Origin of the sequence: Saccharothrix sp. (assembly GCF_031180885.1) — a bacterium.
In the GTDB taxonomy this organism is placed as follows: domain Bacteria; phylum Actinomycetota; class Actinomycetes; order Mycobacteriales; family Pseudonocardiaceae; genus Actinosynnema.
The window spans coordinates 42,742-61,218 of sequence record NZ_JAPSLK010000006.1 but is presented as its reverse complement, the minus strand read 5'-3'; the positions used below and the strand labels follow the sequence as shown (position 1 = coordinate 61,218).

The window sequence follows — 18,477 nt, the reverse complement described above, 5'->3', positions numbered from 1 at the left end:
CGTGAGCCGCTAGAGGACTTCCAGCATCTGCTTGGCCAGAGGGCCGGAGGACGACGGGTTCTGGCCCGTGTACAGGTTCCGGTCCACTACCACGTTCGGCGCGAACGGCGCACCCGCCACGAAGTCGACGCCCAACTCCACCAGGCGGTCCTGGAGCAGCCACTTCGCCTTGTCCGCCAAGCCCGCGAGCTTCTCCTCCTCGTTGGTGAACGCGGTCACCCGGTAGCCCGCGAACGCGTCACCGGCGGCGAGCAGCGCGGCGGGTGCGTGGCACAGCACGGCGAGCGGCTTGCCCTCGCCCAAGGCCCGGGCCAGCAGGCGGCCGGAGTCGGCGTTCACCGCCAGGTCCTCCATCGGGCCGTGGCCGCCGGGGTAGAAGACGGCGTCGAACTCGGCCAGGTCGACGTCCTCCAGCTTGAGCGGCTCCCGCAGCTGGGAAGCGCCTTCCAACTCCGCCGCGATCGCGTCGGCCTGTGCCTGACCGCCGTTGGCTTCGGCGGACAGGCTGCCCTTGTCGACGGTCGGCACCACGCCGCCCGGGGTCGCGACGACGACGGTGTGACCCGCCTCGGTGAACGTCCGGAAGGGCGTGGCGAACTCCTCGGCCCAGAAGCCGGTCGGGTGGAGGGTGCCGTCGGCGAGCGTCCAGTGGTCGGCGCCGGTCAGCACGAACAGGATCTTTGCCATGTCCTCGACGGTAGGCCGGACTGCCATCGGTGCACCAATAGGATGGTCATCATGTCCCATAAGCCTGCTGATGGGTTGGACTTGGCGCTGCTGCGGACGTTCCTGGCCGTGCACCGGTCCGGGTCGTTCACGTCGGCGGCACGCGTGCTCGGGCTGTCCCAGCCGACCGTGACCAGCCAGGTCCGGTTGCTGGAGCAGCGCATGGAACGCCAGCTCTTCGAACGGCTGCCGCGCGGGGTGCGGCCGACGTCGGTGGCCGACGAACTGGCCGCCGAGGTGGCGCGGCCGTTGGACGACCTGGCGGCGGTGCTGGACCGGGGCCGGCCGACGGCCCCGCCGGAACCCGTGCACCTGGCCGGGCCGGCGGAGGTCCTGTGCCTGCGGGTGCTGCCCGCGCTGGCGCCGCACGTGGCGGAAGGCCTGCGGCTGCGGATCACGACCGGGCTGACCGACGACCTGCTGGAGGGGCTGCGGGCGGGCCGGTTCGACCTGGTGATCTCCACGCTCCGGCCACGCGGGCGCACGTTGACCGCCGTGCCGTTGATGGACGAGGAGTTCGTGCTGGTGGCGGCACCCGCGTGGGCGTCCCGGCTGACGGAGGAGACCCTGGGTGACGCGCCGCTGGTGACCTACGCCGAGGACCTGCCCATCGCGCGCCGGTACTGGCGGCACGTGTTCGGCGTGCGGCTGACCACGCAGGCGGCGGTCGTGATGCCCGACCTGCGCGGCGTGCTGTCCGCGGTGGTGGCGGGCGCGGGCGTCACCGTGCTGCCCCGCTACCTGTGCGCGGACGAACTGGCCTCGGGCGCCTTGGTGCCGCTGGTCGCGCCGGAGGACCCGCCGATCAACACCGCTTACCTGGCCCAACGGGCAGGCGCGACACCGAGCCGGCACGTCACGCTCGTCCGCGAGGTACTGCTGCGCGAAGGCCTGAACTGGTGACCGTCACGGGTGCTTGATCGTGCTGCCCATGCTGGCGACCACGCTCTCCGTGCGCTGCAACGCCTCCGCACGCCGAGGAGTCCGCTCCACCCGCGTCAGGTCCACCACCCGAATGGGCGGCCCGAATTCGACCAGCGTGGGCACGTACTCCGCGTGTTCCACCTTCCACCCCGAAGCGTCCTTCACGAACTTGAACCGCGTCACGATGCCCTCTTCCGTGATCCCCCGCGGCTCCGAGTGGCGGGCGACCTCGTTGCCCATGCCGTAGACGACCCACTTGCCGCCGATCTGCTCGATCGGCTGCACGGCGTGCACGTGCGTCCCGATGATCAGGTCCACCGCCGGGTCGGCCAGGATCTCCGCCGCCATCCGGCGCTGTTCCGGCGTGGCCTCGTGCCGGTACTCCGCGCCCCAGTGCAGGCTGGCGACCACGACCTCGGCGCCGGCGGCCTTCGCGGCTCGGGCCGCGGCGAGCACGCCCTCGACGGACAGCTGGTTCGCCATCCAGGGCTCGGGCAGCGGAATCCCGTTGAAGCCGTACGTGAACGCGATGTGCCCGACCTTCACCCCGCGCGCGTCCAGCAGCAACGGCGTCGACGACTCCTCGGGCGACCGGAACGAGCCGGTGTGGGCCAGGCCCGCCGCGTCCATGACGTCCAAGGTCGTCTTGATCGCGCCGGAACCCCGGTCCAGCGTGTGGTTGGACGCGGTGGAACACGAGTCGTAGCCGATGGTCTTCAGGGCCGTCGCCACCTCCGGCGGCGCGCTGAACGCCGGGTAGCCGTACGTCGGCGCGCCCGGCGCGGACAGCGGGGTCTCCAGGTGGCAGATCGACAGGTCCGCGTCGATCGCCTCCCGCAGCCCGGACAGCAGCGGGACGAAGTCGCGGTCGCCGTCGGCGTCGGCCTGCTCGGTCAGCGCGGGGTGGATCAGGATGTCGCCGCCCGCCGCCAGGGTGAACGACGGCAGCGGGGCCACCGACGACGTCGTGGGCGCCGGGCGCGGTGACGTGATGACCACCGGTGACCCGGTGCAGGCCGTGACGAGGCAGGCGGCCAGCCACACCGGGACCAGCCGCCTGCCCAGCGCGCTCAGTGCCGCCGCCTGCGCCGCAGGCCCAGCACGAACACCACCGCCAGGGCGGCGGCGAAGACCGGGAGCACGCGCTTGAGCACCGGCACGCCCGCCGTCTCCAGCAGGTCGACCGGCTGGTCCGGCACGGCCCGCAGCGGCGGGCGGGAAGCGGGCGTCGGGGAAGCAGTCACCCCCTCAGCCTCCCCCGGCACGAGCTTCGTCGCCAGGCAATCCGCGAACTCACCCACGATCCGGCCACTGACCTCGCTGATCAGCCCGCGCCCGAGCTGCGCCGGCCGCCCGGTGACGGCCAGGTCGGCCACCACGGACACGGCCGTGCTGCCCCCGTCCGGGTTGAGCGTCACGGTGACGGTCGCGGACGCGGTGCCGTTGCCCCGGCTGTCCTTGCCCGAGGCCTTGATCACGGCCGCGTGCGCCTCCTCCGACACCGACGTGAACTGCCCGGACCCCTTGTACAGCAGGGTGACCGGGCCGAGCTTGACCTTCACCGTGCCGCTGAACTTCGGCCCCTCCACCTCGGTCAGGGTCGCGCCCGGCAGGCACGGCGCCACCCGCGCCGGGTCGAGCAGGGCCGCCCACACGTCCGGCACGGGCGCGGGGACGGTGAACCGGTGTGCCAGCCTCATGCGCCCACCGCGGCGGTCACGGCCCGTTCGGTCAGCACCCGGGCCAGGTGGGCGCGGTACTCGGCGTCGGCGTTGCCGTCGGTCGTCGGGTCGGTGCCCTCGGCGGCCCGGGTGGCGGCGGTGGTGATGGCCTCGGCCGTGGCCGGCTGCCCGACCAGCGCCTCCTCCACGCCCCGCGCCCGCACGGGCGTCGGTCCCATGTTGGTCAGACCCACCCTGGCCTGCGCGATCACCCCGCCGGACACCTCCACGGCCGCCGCCACCGCCACGATCGACCACGCCTGCGCGACCCGGTTGAACTTCTCGTAGTGCGCGCCCCAGCCGGGCAGCTTGGGCACCCGGACGTGGGTGAGCAGTTCGTCGGGGGCGAGCGCGGTGGTGAAGTAGTCGACGAAGAACTCGGCCGCGGGCACCTCCCGCGTCCCGTGCGGACCAGCGCAGACCATCACGGCGTCCAACGCTAGTGCCGGTGCGGGCAGGTCGCCGGCCGGATCGGCGTGGGCGAGCGCGCCGCCGAACGTGCCCCGGTGCCGGATCTGCGGGTCCGCGACGGTGTCGGTGGCCAGGCACAGCAGCCGGGCGTGCTCGCGGACCAGGTGGTCGCGCTGGACCTCGTAGTGCCTGGTCATGGCCCCGATGAGCAGCGAATCGCCCTCGTCGTGCACGCCGGTCAGCTCGGTGAGCCCGGACAGGTCCACCAGCAGGGTCGGCGCGGCCAGGCGCATCCGCAGCACGGGGATCAGGCTCTGGCCGCCGGCCAGCACCTTCGCGTCCTCACCGCCCTCGGCCAGCGCCCGCACCGCCTCCTCGACCGAGGTCGGCGCCACGTAGTCGAACGCCGCCGGGATCACGCGCCACCTCCCACGGCCTGCAACGCCTTCCACACCCGCATGGGCGTGCACGGCATCTGGACGTCGTCGACACCCATGTGCCGCACGGCGTCCACGACCGCGTTGACCACCGCCGGGGTGGACGCGATGGTGCCCGCCTCGCCGACTCCCTTGACGCCCAACGGGTTCGACTCCGCCGGCGTCTCGGTGCGGTCGGTGACGAAGTGCGGCAGGTCGGCCGCCGACGGCAGCAGGTAGTCGGCGAACGTGGCCGTGGTGAGCGTGCCGCCCTCGTCGTGCACGGCCTCTTCGAACAGGGCCTGCGCGATGCCCTGGGCGAGCCCGCCGTGCACTTGGCCCTCCACGATCAGCGGGTTGACCACCTTGCCGACGTCGTCCACGCACACGTACTTGCGGATGGTCACCCGCCCGGTCCGCGTGTCGACCTCCGTCGCGCACAGGTGGGTGCCGTGCGGGAACGAGAAGTTGTCCGGGTCGAACGCGGCGTCGGAGTCGAGCCCGGGTTCGACCCCTTCGGGCAGGTCGTGCGCGACGTGCGCGGCCACGACCACGTCACCCAGCGACATCGTGGTGGACGTGCCGCGCACGGAGAACGTGCCGGCGCTGAAGTCGACGTCGTCCGGCGCGCACTCCATCAGGTGCGCGGCCACGGTCCGGGCCTTGGCCAGCACCTTCTCCGCCGCCAGCACGATCGCCGTGCCGCCGACCGCGAGCGACCGCGACCCGTAGGTGTCCATGCCGCGCGGGGCGACCTGGGTGTCGCCGTGCAGCACCTCGACGTCCTCGAACGGCACGCCGAGCCGGTCGGCCACGATCTGGCTCCACGCCGTCTCGTGGCCCTGCCCGTGCGGCGAGGTGCCGGTGATCAGCTCGACCTTGCCGGTGGGCAGCATCCGGATGGCCGCGTGCTCCCACCCGCCGGCCGCGTAGCGCAGCGCGCCGAGCACGCGGGACGGCGCGAGCCCGCACATCTCGGTGTAGGTGGAGATGCCGATGCCCAGTTGCACGGGATCACCGTTGGCGCGCCGGTCGTTCTGTTCCCTGCGCAGGGCTTCGTAGCCGAACAGCTCCACGGCCCGCGCGGTCGCGGCCTCGTAGTTGCCGCTGTCGTAGGTGAGTCCGGCGACCGTGTCGAACGGGAACTCGTCGTGGTTGATCCAGTTCTTCCGCCGCAGCTCCATCGGGTCCATGCCGAGTTCGGCGGCCAACTCGTCCATGATCCGCTCGACGGCGAACGTGGCTTCCGGCCGGCCCGCGCCCCGGTAGGCGTCGGTGGGCGTCTTGTTGGTGAAGACGTTGTGGCAGATGAACTTGTAGGCCGGGAACTTGTAGATCGCGTTGTACATGAACGCGCCCAGGATCGGCACGCCCGGCGCGACCAGCCGCAGGTACGCGCCCATGTCGGCGAGCAGTTCGACGCGCATCCCGGTGACCGTGCCGTCGCGCTTGGCCGTCACGACGACCTTCTGGACCTGGTCGCGGCCGTGGTGCGCGGACAGCATGGATTCGGTGCGCGTCTCGGTCCACTTCACCGGCTTGCCCAGCCGGCGCGCGACCACCAGCGCGATCACCTCCTCGGGCGTGACCTGGAGCTTGCCGCCGAACCCGCCGCCGACGTCCGGCGCGATGACCCGCAGCTTGTGCTCGGGCACGCCGACCGTGGCGGCCAGCATCCAGCGCAGGATGTGCGGGATCTGGGTGGACGACCACATCGTCACCGCGTCCGGCGTCGGGTCGACCACGACCGACCGGGGCTCCATGAACGCCGGGATCAGCCGCTGCTGCCGGAACGTCCGCGCCACGACGACTTCGGCCTCGGCGATGGCCTGCTCGACGTCGCCACCCGCACCTGCTTCGGCGGAGTCGTACACCCACGTGGCGCTCTTGTTCGAGCCCAGGTCCGGGTGCACGAGGTCCGCGCCCTCGGCCACGGCGGCCTCCAGGTCCAGCACGACCGGGAGTTCGTCGTAGTCGACGTCGACCGCTTCCAACGCGTCGTGCGCCTCCGCGGCGGACCGCGCGACCACGACCGCGACCACTTCACCCGCGAAGTTCACCTCGTCCACGGCCACCGCCGGCGCGGGCGGGGCCAGCATGTCCTCGGTGATCGGCCACGCGCACGGCAGGCTGCCCTGCTCCTCGGCCAGGTCCCGCCCGGTGAACACGGCCAGCACACCGGGCATCCGCACCGCCGCCGTGACGTCCACGGACGTGATGCGCGCGTGGGCGACGGGACTGCGCACCAAGGCCATGTGCAACATGCCCGCGAGCCGGATGTTGTCGGTCCACCGCGCCGCGCCGGTGATCAACCGCGCGTCTTCCTTGCGCCGCCGGGCTTTGCCGACTTCGACCGTCATTCCCCACCGCCCAGGTGCAACGGAGTCCGGTCCACCAGCGAGCGTTCGTCGACCTGCTCGGCTTCCGGGCCGGCTCCGGGGCTCATCCGCCGGGCGGCGTCGCGGACGGCTTTCACGATGTTCTGGTAGCCGGTGCAGCGGCAGAGGTTGCCCTCCAGCCCGTGCCGCACGGCGGCGTCGTCGGGGTCGGGGTCGTCGGCGAGCAGGTCGAGGGCCTGCATGATCATGCCGGGCGTGCAGAAGCCGCACTGCAGCGCGTGGTTGTCGTGGAACGCCTGCTGGACCGGGTGCAGCTGCCCGTCGCGCGCCAACCCTTCGACGGTGGTGACCTCACACCCGTTGGCCTGCACCGCGAGCACGGAGCACGACTTGACGCTGTGGCCGTCCAGGTGGACCGTGCACGCCCCGCAGTTGCTGGTGTCGCAGCCGACCACGGTTCCGGTCTTGCCGAGCGCGTCGCGGAGGTGGTGCACCAGCAGCGTCCGGGGCTCGACCTCGTCGCTGTAGCTCACCCCGTCCACGGTGACGGTGATCCGCATGAACCCTCCAAGCCCGTTGGTGATGGGGGTCACACGCGAGCCTGCTACCACTTGCCACGTCAAACAACCCTCGCCCCCGAACACCACACCGCCGGGCGCACACCGCCACCGTCATCCGGCGGCGAGGCCGATCGGCAGTGCTCCAAGAGCCCTAGGGCAAGCGGTGGATGGCGCCATCGGTCCGGGTCAGCCGCTCGCCACCGCCGCCCCACCGCAGTGCGATGATCTCCGCCGCGATGGACACCGCCGTCTCCTCCGGCGTCCGCGCCCCCAGGTCCAACCCGATCGGCGAGGACAGCCCGGCCAACTCGCTCTCCGTCATCCCGGCTTCCCGCAACCGCCGCATCCGGTCCTCATGGGTGCGCCGAGACCCCATCGCGCCCACGTAACCGAGCTTCAGCCGCAGCGCGACCTCCAACAACGGCACGTCGAACTTCGGGTCGTGCGTCAACACGGCGACCACGGTCCGCTCGTCCACCCGCCCGGCGTCGGCCTGCGCCCGCAGGTAGCGGTGAGGCCAATCCACCACGACCTCGTCCGCTTCCGGGAACCGGGTCTTGGTCGCGAACACCGGCCGCGCGTCGCACACCGTCACCCGGTAGCCGAGGAACGCGCCCAGCCGCGCCACGGCGGCGGCGAAGTCGATGGCGCCGAACACCAGCATGCGCGGCGGAGGTTCGAAGGAGTTCACGAACACGGCCATGCCCTCGCCGCGCCGCTGCCCGTCCGGTCCGTAGTGCAGGGTCGCGCTCCGGCCGGCGGCGAGGAGTCCCCGGGCGTCGTCGGCGATGGCGTCGCGCGCCCGTGCGGACGGCACGTCACCGGCCACCCGGTCGGGCCACACGACCAGCCGCCGGCCGACCCACTCCGGGTGCTCGACGACGGTCGCGACGGCCACCGGCTGCTCCGCCCGGACCGTGTCCAGCACGTCCGGCAGCTCCGGGAAGGTCTCCCGCGACACCGCCTCCACGTAGACGTCGATGATCCCGCCGCAGGTCAGACCCACCGCGAACGCGTCGTCGTCACTCACCCCGTACCGCTGGAGGACGGGCGTCCCCTCGCGCACGACGTCCTGGGCCAACTCGTAGACCGCGCCCTCGACACAGCCGCCGGACACGCTGCCCACGACCTCGCCGTCGGCGCCCACCAGCATCGCCGCGCCGGGCGGCCGGGGCGCCGAGCTGAACGTGGCGACCACCGTGCCGACGCCGACGGTCTCCCCCGCCGCCACGCGCCGGGCGAGTTCGACGAGCACATCACGCACCGCTTACCTCCTCGAGCAGGTGCCGCAGGGCGTCCAGGCTATGCCCGACGATCAACCGGTCCAGGCGGGGCCGGGCGGCGACGACGCCGGACCGGACCGGCGCGCACCCGTCCTTGCCGGCGTGCGGGTTCACCCCACCGCGTCCCGCCCTCGGGCCGGGCACGGCCCGCGCGGCGGCGACCGGCCGGCTGCTCGGGGTCGCGGCGCGACAGTTGTCGGGTGGTGTCAGCCGGGTGCCGAGCGTGCGCACCTCCGCCCCTGGGAGCACCCGCACCCGGTCCGGCCCGCACTCGACCCCGTCCGCGCGCAAGGCGTGCGCGAACCCCACGAGCCCGTTCAGCGGCCCGGTCACCCTGCGATTGTGCGCTCGGCGGGGGTAGTCAGCAGACTGGCCGAAACGACCCGCTGGACGTCCTGCCGGTACTTGGGGACGGTGCCGGGCTACCGGGAAGCTTCGGCTTCTTCGGCGTTCACCGGCCCCGCGGCTTCGAGAGCCCGAAGGTGGAGGACAGCCGCCGGTGCATGCGCAGGAGGACACCAGGCCGGCAGCGGACGCGCCACCAGCAGAGGCCGCTGGGCCCGCGGGCTCGGCGAGCGCGGGCTCGGCACCTGCGGCGTCAGCGCGCGGGCTCGGCGAGCGCGGGCTCGGCACCTGCGGCGTCAGCACGCGGGCTCGGCGAGCGCGGGCTCGGCAGGTGCTGAGGCTGAGCGGGGCTGGGTGGGAGGGGGTTGAGGTTGGGAAGTGGCCCCCGGTGGGTTGGGGGGTGTCCTCGGGCTTCACCGCTCGGACACAGCTCGTCGGAAGCGGCCCGGCGGGAGCCCGTGTTCGCGCTTGAACGCCGCCGCGAACGAGAACTGCGACGCGTAACCCACCTCCCGCGCCACCGCAGACAACGTCAAATCCGTGTCCCGCAACAACTTCGCCGCCGTCACCAACCGCCACCACGACAGGTACGCCATCGGGGTCTGCCGCATGACGTGCGTGAACCGCTCCGCGAACGCCGCCCGCGACATCCCCGCCTCCGCCGCCAGCGCCGCCACCGTCCACGGCACCCCCGGCATCCGGTGGATCGCGTGCAACGCCGGCGCCAGCGACCGGTCCCGCAGCGCCGCCAACCAGCCCCGCCGGTCCCCCGACGCCTCGAACCACGCCCGCAGCAGGTGCACCACCACCGCGTCCAGCAGCCCGGCCACCAGCGCCGACGACCCCGGACCCGGCGACTCCAGCTCCCCCACCAGCAGGTCGACCGTCCGCAGCAGCTCCGGACCACCCCGGTGCACGGTCGCCGACAACCCCCGCAGCAACGGGTGGACGTCCGCCAGCTCGTACGCTCCGCACAGCGTCACCGTCGTCGGGTCCTCCGGCTGCTCGTACGCCACCCGCGAACCCGGCGCGCACGCCTCGGCGGTCACCGGCGTGCCCACCCGGTCCGCCAGCACGTGCCCGCGCCCGTCCGGCAGGAACACCACGTCCCCCTGCCGCAGCCGCACCGGCAGGTCGTCGTCCGGGATCAGCCACGCCTCCCCGCGCACCACGACGTGGAACCCGGACGCCCCCGGGACCCGGTCGAACCGCTGCGCCCACGGCGCGCGCCACCCGACCCGGGCCGCGACCGGCCGTCCGGTCCGCATCACCGCGATGACGTCGCTGAGCATGTCCACGGTGTCAGACGATCACACAAAAAATCGGACTCGAACGCATTGAGCGTCCAACTGTGGATACCTAGCGTCCGGACCCATGAGAAGCGCGCGCATCCACGAGCACGGCGGTCCCTCGGTCATCCGCATCGACGACGTCCCGGTGCCGGTACCGGGCGAAGGCGAAGTGCTCGTCCGGATGGCGGCGACGTCGTTCAACCCCACGGAGATCGCGGTGCGCGAGGGGCGGTTCCCGGTCGCGTTGCCGCACACGCTCGGGTGGGACGTCGCGGGCACGGTCGACGGCCGGGCGGTGGTGGGGTGGGTCGAAGGGCCGCCGCGGAGTACGTCGTCGCGCCGGCGGACCGCCTGGTCGACGCGCCCACGAGCATCCCGCTGGCCGACGCCGCCGCGCTGCCGCTGGCCGGGCTGACCGCGTGGCAGATGGTGTTCGAGCACGCGGAAGTCCAAGCGGGGCAACGGGTTCTGGTCAACGGGGCGGGTGGCGGGATCGGCGGGTTCGCGGTGCAGTTGGCGCGGCGCGCGGGGGCGCACGTGACGGCGACCGCGAGTGCCCGGTCGGTGCGCGCAGTGACCGCGCTGGGGGCGGACGAGGTCGTCGGGTACGGGCCGCGGGGGCGGTTCGACGCGGTGGTGAACCTCGTGCCGGACGCGCAGATCGCGCACCTGGGCGGCCGGGCGGTGTCGGCGACCCTGAGCGACGTGCCCGGCGCCCACGTGGTCGTGCGGTGGGACGCCGGGCAGTTGGCCGCGCTGGTCGGGCTGGTGGACGCGGGTGTCGTGCGGGTCGACGTGTCCGAGCGGCGCACCCTGGAGGAGCTGCCCGAGGTGCACCGCCGGGCGGGCGCGGGGTTGACCCGGGGGAAGGTCGTGGTTGAACCCTGAGGGTGGGTTCAGGGTGTGTCCCCGATGTGCGGCAAGGCGCTGAACAACACCATTGAGCTATGACGCACGACGTGCTCAACCAGGCCACCGACAAGGTCAAGAAGCTCCGCCGCAGCCGGAACGACCGGATGGTCGCGGGTGTGTGCGGTGGCGTTTCCGAGCTCATCGGGGTGGACGCGGCCATCCTGCGGATCCTGCTGGTCGCCGCGACGCTCTTCGGGGTGGGCGCCGGTGCGGTGCTCTACCTCGCCATGTGGATTCTCGTGCCGGAGAAGGAGGTCGACCAAGCGCACTAACGGGGGCAGGCGTACCAACCGGGGAGGCGTACCAACCGGGAGGCGTACTAGCGGGGGTGGCCTGGCACACCGGGGAGCATCTGCCACGGGCGCGGGCCGGACAGGGGCCGGTACTCGACGCCCAGGGCGTCCAGCCTCGGCAGGTGGTGGTGGGTCAGGCGGGAGCGGAACTCTTCGGCGTCGCGGAGCGCGGGGGTGCTCGGGGACGTCACGGGGGACAAGGGGGTTGCCGGGGTGGTGTGGGGTACGGGGCTCCACACCACCTCGGCGAAGGCGCACAAGCGGGGGAAAGCCGCGTAGTCCAGCCGCCGCGGGGAGTCGAGGTGCTCGGTCCACAGGTTCGCCTGCGCGCCGAGCACCCGATCCGCGGCCGCCGGTTCGTAGGCGTAGACGTCCTCCCAGGTCAGGACGGTGCCGACGGGGATGGGTTCGTCGTCGCGGTCGGACTGGCGGTAGTCCAGGTACACGTGCTTCTCCGGGCACATGACGACGTCGTGGCCCCGCTCGAGGGCGGTCAGGCCGGCTTCCTCGCCGCGCCAGGACGCGATCACCGTCTTCGTCGGCAGCGGTCCGACGCCGAGCACCTCGTCCCAGCCGTACGGCCGCCGGCCGCGCCGCACCAGGTGCTGGGCGATGCGCCGGACGAACCGGCCGTCGCCGCCCTCGGCCTCGTCGCCGCCCAGCCCGATCACCTCTGCCGGGAAGACGTCCAGCAGCTCGTCGAAAACCTGCCGGTAGAAGTCCACAGTGGACTCGTCGGCCTTGAGGACGTTGGGGTTGACGCCCCAGTCGGTCCAGACGCCACCGCCTTGCACGCCCAGTTCCGGGTAGGCCGCGATGGCTGCCTGGCTGTGGCCCGGGACGTCGATCTCGGGCACCACCGTGATGTGCCGTTGCGCCGCGTAGGCGACGACTTCGCGCAGGTCGTCCTGGGTGTAGTAGCCGCCGTGTGGTCGGTTCGTCCGGCCGCCGTAGCGCCGGTCACCGTAGCGGGAGGACGGGCGCCAGCCGCCGATCTCGTGCAGGCGCGGGAACTTCTTCGACTCGAACCGCCAGCCCTGGTCGTCGGTCAGGTGCAGGTGCAGGACGTTGAGCTTGTGCACGGCCAGGAGTTCGACGTAGCGCAGCAGGTCCGGCTTGGGCAGGAAGTGCCTGGCCACGTCGAGCATCACGCCGCGCCAGGCGAAGCGGGGACGGTCCTCCACCACGCACACCGGCAGGGTCGGCGGGCCGCCGATCGGCGCGGCGCGGAAGGCGTCCGGGCCGCCGAGCTGGCGCAGGGTCTGCCGCGCGTAGAACTCGCCGGCCGCGTCCGCCGCCTCGACGGTGACGCCCTCCGACGAGACGGTCAGGCGGTAGGACTCGGGTGGGCCGTCGTACGGGCGGACGTCGACCGTGCCGTCGAAGACGAGGGAACCCTTGCCCTGGTTGAAGGACACCGGCTTGGGTATGATCACGACTTCACCGCTCCCGCGAGTCCCGCGACGAGTCGCCGCTGCACCAGGACGAAGAACACCAGCACCGGGATCGTCATCAGCGTCGACCCGGCCATGATCGCGCCCCAGTCGTTCTGGTCGGGCTTGATGAACACCTGGAGCGCCAGCGGCAGCGTCTGGTTCTCCGCCGCCGAGATGATGAAGGTCTTGGCGAACAGGAAGTCGTTCCACGCGTGGATGAACGACAGCACGCTCGTCGCCACCAGGCCCGGCGCGACCAGCGGCAACAGCACCTGCCACAGGAAGCGGAAGCGGGACGCGCCGTCGAGGGTCGCGGCCTCCTCCAACTCCACCGGCACGGCGGCGACGAACCCGCGCAGCATCCAGATCGCGAACGGCAGGCTGAACGCGAGGTGCACCAGCACCAGCGAGCCCAGGTGGTTCAGGCCGAACGCGGGCGCCACGTCCCGCACCGACTGCATGACGAAGAACAGCGGAATGGTCAGCGCCTCGACCGGCACCATCTGCACGACCAGCAGCATCACCAGCAGGGTCGTGCGGCTGCGGAACCGGAAGCGGGTCAGCGCCGTCGCCGCCAGGAACGAGATCAGCAGGCTCAGCAGCACCACGGCCAGCGCCACCACCAGGCTGTTCACCAGGTACCGCCCGAAGCTCTGCACGGTCAGCGCCCGCACGAAGCTGTCGAACGTGGGCGCGAGCGTCCACGGCCGCGGGTCGGCGGAGATGACCTCGTGCTCGGGTTTGAGCGCGGTGAGCACCATCCAGTACAGCGGGAACGCCACCACGCCCGCGATGAGGACCGTGACGCCCTCGACCAGTCCGCGCCTCACAGCTGTTCCCCCGACTTCCGCAGCGCCCGCAGGTACCCGAGCGTGATGAGCAGCAGGAGCACGGTCGTCACCACGCCGATGCTCGCGCCCAGCCCGTACTCCGAGGCGGCGAACGCCTGCTGGTAGGCGTAGACGTTGAGCACGAGGTTGCGCCCGGCGATGCCGCCGCCGCTGGTCATGATGTAGATCTGGGTGAACACCTTGAAGTCCCAGATGATCGACTGGATGGTCACCACGATCAGCAGCGGGCGCAGCAGCGGCAGGATCACCGAGCGGGCCGTGCGCAACGTCGACGCGCCGTCCAGGGCCGCCGCCTCCAGCACCTCGCCCGGGATCGACTTGATGCCCGCGTACAGGGTCACCATGACGAACGGGAACGAGCACCAGATCACCTGCGCCGCGACCAGGCCGAACGCGATCCAGCGGTCGTAGGTCCAGGAGAACCCGGTGGTGCCGAGGAGTTCGTTGACGAAGCCGAAGTTGGCGTCGAACAGGAACAGCCAGATCGTCGAGCCGGCCACCGCCGGGGTGGCCCACGCGCCGAGGGCGGCGAGGAACAGCGTCATCCGCGCCCACGTGCGGACGCGGGTGGCCAGCACCGCCAGCGCGGCGCCGACCAGCAGCGTCCCGACCACGCACACCGCGGCGAACCCGACGGTCTGGCCCAGGACGGTCCAGAACTTCGCGTCCGACAGCAGGGTGGCGTAGTTGGCCAGCCCCAGGAAGGTCAGCGGCGCGCCACCGCTGACCTGCTCCTGGCCGTAGTCGAACAGCGAGATCAGGACGAGCTGGTAGATCGGGTAGCCCATGAGGCCCACCAGCACCAGCAGCGCCGGGGTCAGGTAGGCGAAGGCGATCGGGCCGTCGCCCCGTTTCCTCTTCCACCGCGGCCGGCGCGGCGCTTCGGGGTCGACCCGCACCCCGGTCGCGGGGCGCGGGTCGAGGTGGACGTCGGTCATGAAGCGAACGCCGCGTTCATCGCGTCGGCCGCCTTCTTGGCCGCGACGTCGAGGTCGTTGCCCGCGGCGGCCACCTCCTGGATGAGGGTCGGCAGCACGGCCTGGGCGTCGATCTTGGCCCAGTTCGGGGTGACCGGGACGAACTTGGTGCCCGCGTTCAGGGTCTTGATGAACGGCTCGACGGCGGGCTGCGACTCGGCGACCGCCTTCTGCACGTCGGCGAAGGTCGGCATGTTGCCCATGGCGTCGAACATCTTGCGCTGGTAGGTCTTGCCGCCCAGGAGCTGGACGAACTCCTTGGCCAGCGTCTTGCGCTCACTGCCCTTCATGACGCCGAGCAGGTTGCCGCCGGAGAACGCGGGCGCGATGGAGCCGGCCGTCTTGCCCGGCAGCGGCACGACCGCGTACTTGCCCGCGGCGCTGGAGGCGTCCACGGACTTGCGGTTGAAGTCGCCGCCGATGACCATCGCCGCCTTGCCCGCGCGGAACGCCTCGACGCTGGCGTCGCCGCCGTTGCCGGCGCACTGGGCGGGCGGGCAGATGTCGTCGGCGATCAGCTCGGTGTACTGGCGCAGGCCCGCCTTGGACTCGGCGCTGTCGATGGTGGAGACGTACTTGTCGCCGTCCTTGCGGGCGATGTCGCCGCCGTTGGCCCACACGAACGGCATGGCGCCGTAGGTGTACTTGCCGCCGGCGGAGATGCCGAGCATGTCCGGCTTGGACTCGCGGACCTTGCGGGCGATGGGCGCGATCTCGTCCAGGGTCGTCGGGGGCTTGAGGCCGAGTTCGTTGAAGACGTCGGTGCGGTAGTAGAGGGCGCGGACGCCGACGTACCAGGGCAGGCCGTAGACCTCGCCGTCGACCTTGCCGGTGTCGAGGACGGCGGGCAGGAGGTCCTTGGCGTCGGCCCAGCCGGACAGGTCGAGGTCGGTGAACCCGCCGCCCGCGACGTAGCCGGCGAGGTCGGTGTTGCCGAACTCGGCGACGTCCGGGGCGCTCTTGGGGTCGCTGAAGGCGGCCTTGAAGCGCTCGGCGCGGGTCTGGACCTGGATGTACTGGACGTCGACGGTGACCCCTTGGTGGGCGTTCTGGAACTCGGTCACCGCCTCCTTGACCACGGCCTCCTTGGGACCCCGGTTGACCTCGTCGAACAGCCAGACGCGGAGCTGCCCGGTCTGCTGGTCGGCGCCGGTCGCGGCCGGGCCGGACTGGACCGGGGCGCACCCCGTCACGGCGAGCACCGCGGCGGCGAACCCCGCCGCCGCGGCCACCCTGTTGGCAACTCGCATCTCGTCGACCCCTTGTTGCGTCACGTGCAACGGCTATTTCATGGGAAGCAACGGGGATGCTAGTGTCCGAGTCCGCGAACGGTCTAGACCAGATTCGCCCAGGTCCGGACGGCATCGGCGGACAGCGACGCGGCCCACCCGCCGGGCCGAACCGCGCTCCCGACGTGGAAGGCCGTGGCACCCAAGGCTTTGAGCGGTCCGACGTGCTCTTGCTTGAGGCCGCCGCCGACGAGGAGCGTGACCCTTTGCCGGCGGGCGGCGAGGTCTGCGAGGACGTCCATGCCGTCCGCGACGCCCTTGGGTGAGCCGGCCGCGAGGACGGTGTCGCAGCCGAGGTCGGCGACGACGTCCCAGGCCCGGCGGGGGTCGGCGGAGTTGTCGAGGGCGCGGTGGAAGGTCCAGGCGCAGCCGTCGATTTCTTCGAGGACGGCGCGGCAGGCTTCTTCGTCGATGTTGCCGTGGGCGTCGAGGAAGCCGAGGACGAATTCGGTCGCGCCGGCTTCCCGCGCGGTGGCGGCGGCGCGGCGTAGGCCGTCGAGGTCGCCGGGCGTGAACCCGGCGGCGTCGCGGAGCATGACCCGGACGGGCAGGTCGGTCGCCGCGAGCACGCTCTTGAGCAGGGCGGGCGGGGGCGTCAGGCCGTCGGCGGCCATGTCGGTGACGAGTTCGAGCCGGTGCGCTCCACCGGCCTGGGCGGCTTCGGCATCAACCGCGTCGAGAGCGATAACCTCAAGCATGGTCTAGACCATAGTCGTCAGCGGGGCCGGTGGAACGGTTGCGCCGGGGGCGAAACCGGGTCCGTTCAACGGACTGTCGCGGTGCGATGGGGGTATGTCGATCGCACACCTCAGCGACCCGCACCTGCGCACCGACGCCGTCGCCGCCGAACCCGCCGCCGCCCTGCACCGCGCGCTCGGGGCCGTGCTGGCGCTGGACCCGCGGCCGGACTGCGTGGTGATCACCGGCGACCTGTCGGAGTACCGGCACGACGCCTACACCCAACTCGCCGGCCTGCTCGACGGCTACCCGCTGCCCGTCCACCTCGTGATGGGCAACCACGACGACGCGCCCGGTCTGACGCGGGTCTTCGGCGGCACACCGTTCCTCGGCGGCACGCACGACACGCGGTACGTCGTGGACCACGCGGGCTTCAGCGTGATCGTGCTCGACTCGTGGCGGCCGGACAGCGCGGGCGGGCTGCTGGGCGCGGAGCAACTCGCGTGGTTGGACGAGGTGCTGGCCTCTCGGGAGCAACCCGCGTTCGTGTGCCTGCACCACCCGCCGTTCGACGTCGGCATCCCGTTCCTCGACGGCATCCGGCTGGAAGACGGTGACCGGCTCGCGGAGGTGCTGCGGAGGCACCCCCACGTCGCGCGGGTGCTGGTCGGGCACGTGCACCGGGCGGTGACCGCGCCGTTCGCGGGCACGGTGGTGTGCGTCGCCCCCAGCACGCACCGGCAGAGCAGGCTCACGCTGCGGCCGGACGGGCCGATGGGCTTCCTGCACGAGCCACCGGCGTTCCTGCTGCACCTCACCGACGGGGCCACCCACGTCGTGCCGGTTGGGGCACTCGTCGGTGGGTGGCGGCCTACAACATGATCGTCGGCGTGACCACCGTGCGGCCCGGTTCGCCGCGGGAGTTCACCAGGTGCACCACGATCTGCGTGGTGCCCGCGGGCACGTCCGACAGCACGAACCGGCCGCCGTCGTCGGCCTTCGTCGTGCTCGACTCGTGCTCGGCCACCCGCACCTCCACGGTGTGCTCACCCGCGGGGACGAGCCAGCCGTCGATGCGGTGGCGCGCGCCGGTCGAGGTGAAGTTCACCATCAGGGTCAGGTTGTCGACCGTGAACGTGATGGTCCCCGGGTTGCCGCCGCGGACACCCGCGAACGACCCCGCCCGCTCCCAGCGGGCCACCTCCACGTCCAGGTTCTCCAGGGCCACCGCGAACTGGATGCGTTCGACCAGCCCCGCCGGTGGCGCGTCCAGCTCGTACACCAACCGGTTCAGCTCGGTGAGGACAGCGGTGTCCTCATGGCCTCTGCGGTCATCGCGCGGGTCGATGTCGTTCACCGCGATCCTCCTTCCGCGTCAAGATGTGCGCGCAACGTCGTCAAGCACCGGCCCCTGGTCGGACCGATGCTCCCGCGTGGCATGGACAGTGCTTCGGCGACCGCGCGGTACTCCGCCCGCCCGGCCAGCACGGTGAGTCGCAGGAGTTCTTGGCACTTCTGCGACAAGCGGCCGAAGGCCCGCCACAACCGGTGGTCCCGGTCGTCGACCAGGGCGGCGTCCTCCGGCAACCCGTATTCGCTCTCCAACTGCTCCGCCAGCTCGTCGGAAAGCGCCGCTTCCCGACGACTGGGGGTCCAGGTGCGCTGCGCTTCCCGCCGCGTCGCCACGACGAGCCACCCCGCCAGCGCGCGGGGTTCGACCAACCGGTCCAGGTGGCGCAGCAGGGCCAGCCACACCGTCTGCACCACGTCCTCCGCGGTGCTGCGGTCCAGGCCGTGCCCGCGCGCGACGTGCCAGACCAGCGGCGTCAGGTCCGCGATCAGCACGTCCAGCGCCCTCCGGTCGCCGTCGCGGGCGGCGACGACGCAGGCAGCGTGCCGGTCCGTCCCGTCCAGACCCTCCCAGGGTGGCCGCTCACCAGCCGTGCGCAGCTCTCCCACGGTCGTCACCTCCTCCTCGACATCCCCCAGCCGGAGCTGATCGTTCCACGTCACGTGTGTCGGCG

At 72.1% G+C, this 18,477-nt stretch carries 21 protein-coding genes; 5 read left to right on the top strand and 16 right to left on the bottom strand.

The window, feature by feature from the left end; all coding sequences use genetic code 11:
* Positions 1–9 precede the first annotated feature (9 nt).
* Entirely contained in the window at positions 10–687 is a 678-nt protein-coding gene (locus RIN75_RS11230; RefSeq protein ID WP_309111779.1) for a type 1 glutamine amidotransferase domain-containing protein, read from the bottom strand.
* Between the two features lie 51 nt (positions 688–738).
* Here RIN75_RS11230 and RIN75_RS11225 point away from each other — a divergent pair, with 51 nt between their 5' ends.
* Complete coding sequence (locus RIN75_RS11225; RefSeq protein ID WP_309111778.1) at positions 739–1,629, top strand: LysR family transcriptional regulator; 891 nt, start codon at positions 739–741, stop codon at positions 1,627–1,629.
* Positions 1,630–1,632: 3 nt separating this feature from the next.
* Here RIN75_RS11225 and RIN75_RS11220 read toward each other — a convergent pair whose 3' ends face one another.
* From RIN75_RS11220 to RIN75_RS11185, 8 genes are all read right to left on the bottom strand, one after another.
* On the bottom strand, positions 1,633–2,715 hold the full coding sequence (locus tag RIN75_RS11220) for a CapA family protein (protein ID WP_375295942.1): 1,083 nt from the start codon (positions 2,713–2,715) through the stop codon (positions 1,633–1,635).
* Between the two features lie 5 nt (positions 2,716–2,720).
* On the bottom strand, positions 2,721–3,350 hold the full coding sequence (locus RIN75_RS11215) for an SRPBCC family protein (protein ID WP_309111776.1): 630 nt from the start codon (positions 3,348–3,350) through the stop codon (positions 2,721–2,723).
* The gene (locus tag RIN75_RS11210; protein ID WP_309111775.1) at positions 3,347–4,201 is read right to left on the bottom strand and encodes a xanthine dehydrogenase family protein subunit M; all 855 of its coding nucleotides are present in this window, start codon (positions 4,199–4,201) and stop codon (positions 3,347–3,349) included. Before RIN75_RS11210 ends, RIN75_RS11215 begins: the two co-directional genes overlap by 4 nt.
* Positions 4,198–6,558: a xanthine dehydrogenase family protein molybdopterin-binding subunit gene (locus tag RIN75_RS11205; RefSeq protein WP_309111774.1), complete on the bottom strand. Its 2,361-nt coding sequence runs from the start codon at positions 6,556–6,558 to the stop codon at positions 4,198–4,200. The genes RIN75_RS11210 and RIN75_RS11205 overlap by 4 nt, the downstream gene beginning before the upstream one ends.
* A complete protein-coding gene (locus RIN75_RS11200; RefSeq protein ID WP_309111773.1) occupies positions 6,555–7,097 on the bottom strand; it encodes a 2Fe-2S iron-sulfur cluster-binding protein in 543 nt (180 codons plus the stop codon). The genes RIN75_RS11205 and RIN75_RS11200 overlap by 4 nt, the downstream gene beginning before the upstream one ends.
* Positions 7,098–7,248: 151 nt before the next feature.
* A complete protein-coding gene (locus tag RIN75_RS11195) occupies positions 7,249–8,361 on the bottom strand; it encodes an XdhC family protein (protein WP_309111772.1) in 1,113 nt (370 codons plus the stop codon).
* On the bottom strand, positions 8,354–8,713 hold the full coding sequence (locus RIN75_RS11190) for a hypothetical protein (RefSeq protein ID WP_309111771.1): 360 nt from the start codon (positions 8,711–8,713) through the stop codon (positions 8,354–8,356). The genes RIN75_RS11195 and RIN75_RS11190 overlap by 8 nt, the downstream gene beginning before the upstream one ends.
* A gap of 425 nt (positions 8,714–9,138) precedes the next feature.
* Positions 9,139–10,017 (bottom strand): AraC family transcriptional regulator, encoded by an 879-nt coding sequence (locus RIN75_RS11185; protein ID WP_309111947.1) that lies wholly within the window; start codon positions 10,015–10,017, stop codon positions 9,139–9,141.
* An 82-nt stretch (positions 10,018–10,099) separates the two neighbouring features.
* Here RIN75_RS11185 and RIN75_RS11180 point away from each other — a divergent pair, with 82 nt between their 5' ends.
* From RIN75_RS11180 to RIN75_RS11170, 3 genes are read left to right on the top strand one after another with little or no spacing between them, the layout of a single operon-like run.
* Positions 10,100–10,432, top strand: a complete 333-nt coding sequence (locus RIN75_RS11180; RefSeq protein ID WP_309111770.1) for an alcohol dehydrogenase catalytic domain-containing protein — start codon at positions 10,100–10,102, stop codon at positions 10,430–10,432.
* Positions 10,321–10,905, top strand: a complete 585-nt coding sequence (locus RIN75_RS11175; protein ID WP_309111769.1) for a zinc-binding dehydrogenase — start codon at positions 10,321–10,323, stop codon at positions 10,903–10,905. Before RIN75_RS11180 ends, RIN75_RS11175 begins: the two co-directional genes overlap by 112 nt.
* 59 nt (positions 10,906–10,964) lie before the next feature.
* Complete coding sequence (locus tag RIN75_RS11170) at positions 10,965–11,201, top strand: PspC domain-containing protein (protein WP_309111768.1); 237 nt, start codon at positions 10,965–10,967, stop codon at positions 11,199–11,201.
* 47 nt (positions 11,202–11,248) lie between these two features.
* Here the strand turns inward: RIN75_RS11170 and RIN75_RS11165 are convergent, their stop codons facing one another.
* The 5 genes from RIN75_RS11165 to RIN75_RS11145 all read right to left on the bottom strand — a co-directional run bounded on the left by RIN75_RS11165 (position 11,249) and on the right by RIN75_RS11145 (position 16,473).
* Positions 11,249–12,655 carry a beta-N-acetylhexosaminidase gene (locus tag RIN75_RS11165; RefSeq protein WP_309111946.1) on the bottom strand — a complete coding sequence of 469 codons (1,407 nt, stop codon included), beginning with the start codon at positions 12,653–12,655 and terminating at the stop codon, positions 11,249–11,251.
* Positions 12,655–13,488, bottom strand: coding sequence for a carbohydrate ABC transporter permease (locus tag RIN75_RS11160; RefSeq protein ID WP_309111767.1), 834 nt, complete (start codon positions 13,486–13,488; stop codon positions 12,655–12,657). Before RIN75_RS11160 ends, RIN75_RS11165 begins: the two co-directional genes overlap by 1 nt.
* Entirely contained in the window at positions 13,485–14,447 is a 963-nt protein-coding gene (locus RIN75_RS11155; RefSeq protein WP_309111766.1) for a sugar ABC transporter permease, read from the bottom strand. Before RIN75_RS11155 ends, RIN75_RS11160 begins: the two co-directional genes overlap by 4 nt.
* The gene (locus RIN75_RS11150) at positions 14,444–15,736 is read right to left on the bottom strand and encodes an extracellular solute-binding protein (protein ID WP_309111765.1); all 1,293 of its coding nucleotides are present in this window, start codon (positions 15,734–15,736) and stop codon (positions 14,444–14,446) included. Before RIN75_RS11150 ends, RIN75_RS11155 begins: the two co-directional genes overlap by 4 nt.
* A gap of 83 nt (positions 15,737–15,819) precedes the next feature.
* Complete coding sequence (locus RIN75_RS11145) at positions 15,820–16,473, bottom strand: copper homeostasis protein CutC (protein WP_309111764.1); 654 nt, start codon at positions 16,471–16,473, stop codon at positions 15,820–15,822.
* A 94-nt stretch (positions 16,474–16,567) separates the two neighbouring features.
* On the opposite strand from RIN75_RS11145, the gene RIN75_RS11140 reads away from it, so the two are divergent.
* A complete protein-coding gene (locus tag RIN75_RS11140) occupies positions 16,568–17,335 on the top strand; it encodes a phosphodiesterase (RefSeq protein ID WP_309111763.1) in 768 nt (255 codons plus the stop codon).
* Here RIN75_RS11140 and RIN75_RS11135 read toward each other — a convergent pair.
* Both RIN75_RS11135 and RIN75_RS11130 read right to left on the bottom strand, forming a co-directional pair.
* Positions 17,325–17,747 (bottom strand): carboxypeptidase regulatory-like domain-containing protein, encoded by a 423-nt coding sequence (locus RIN75_RS11135; RefSeq protein WP_375295941.1) that lies wholly within the window; start codon positions 17,745–17,747, stop codon positions 17,325–17,327. The genes RIN75_RS11140 and RIN75_RS11135 overlap by 11 nt on opposite strands.
* 59 nt (positions 17,748–17,806) lie before the next feature.
* Complete coding sequence (locus tag RIN75_RS11130) at positions 17,807–18,412, bottom strand: sigma-70 family RNA polymerase sigma factor (RefSeq protein ID WP_309111945.1); 606 nt, start codon at positions 18,410–18,412, stop codon at positions 17,807–17,809.
* Positions 18,413–18,477: the final 65 nt, after the last annotated feature.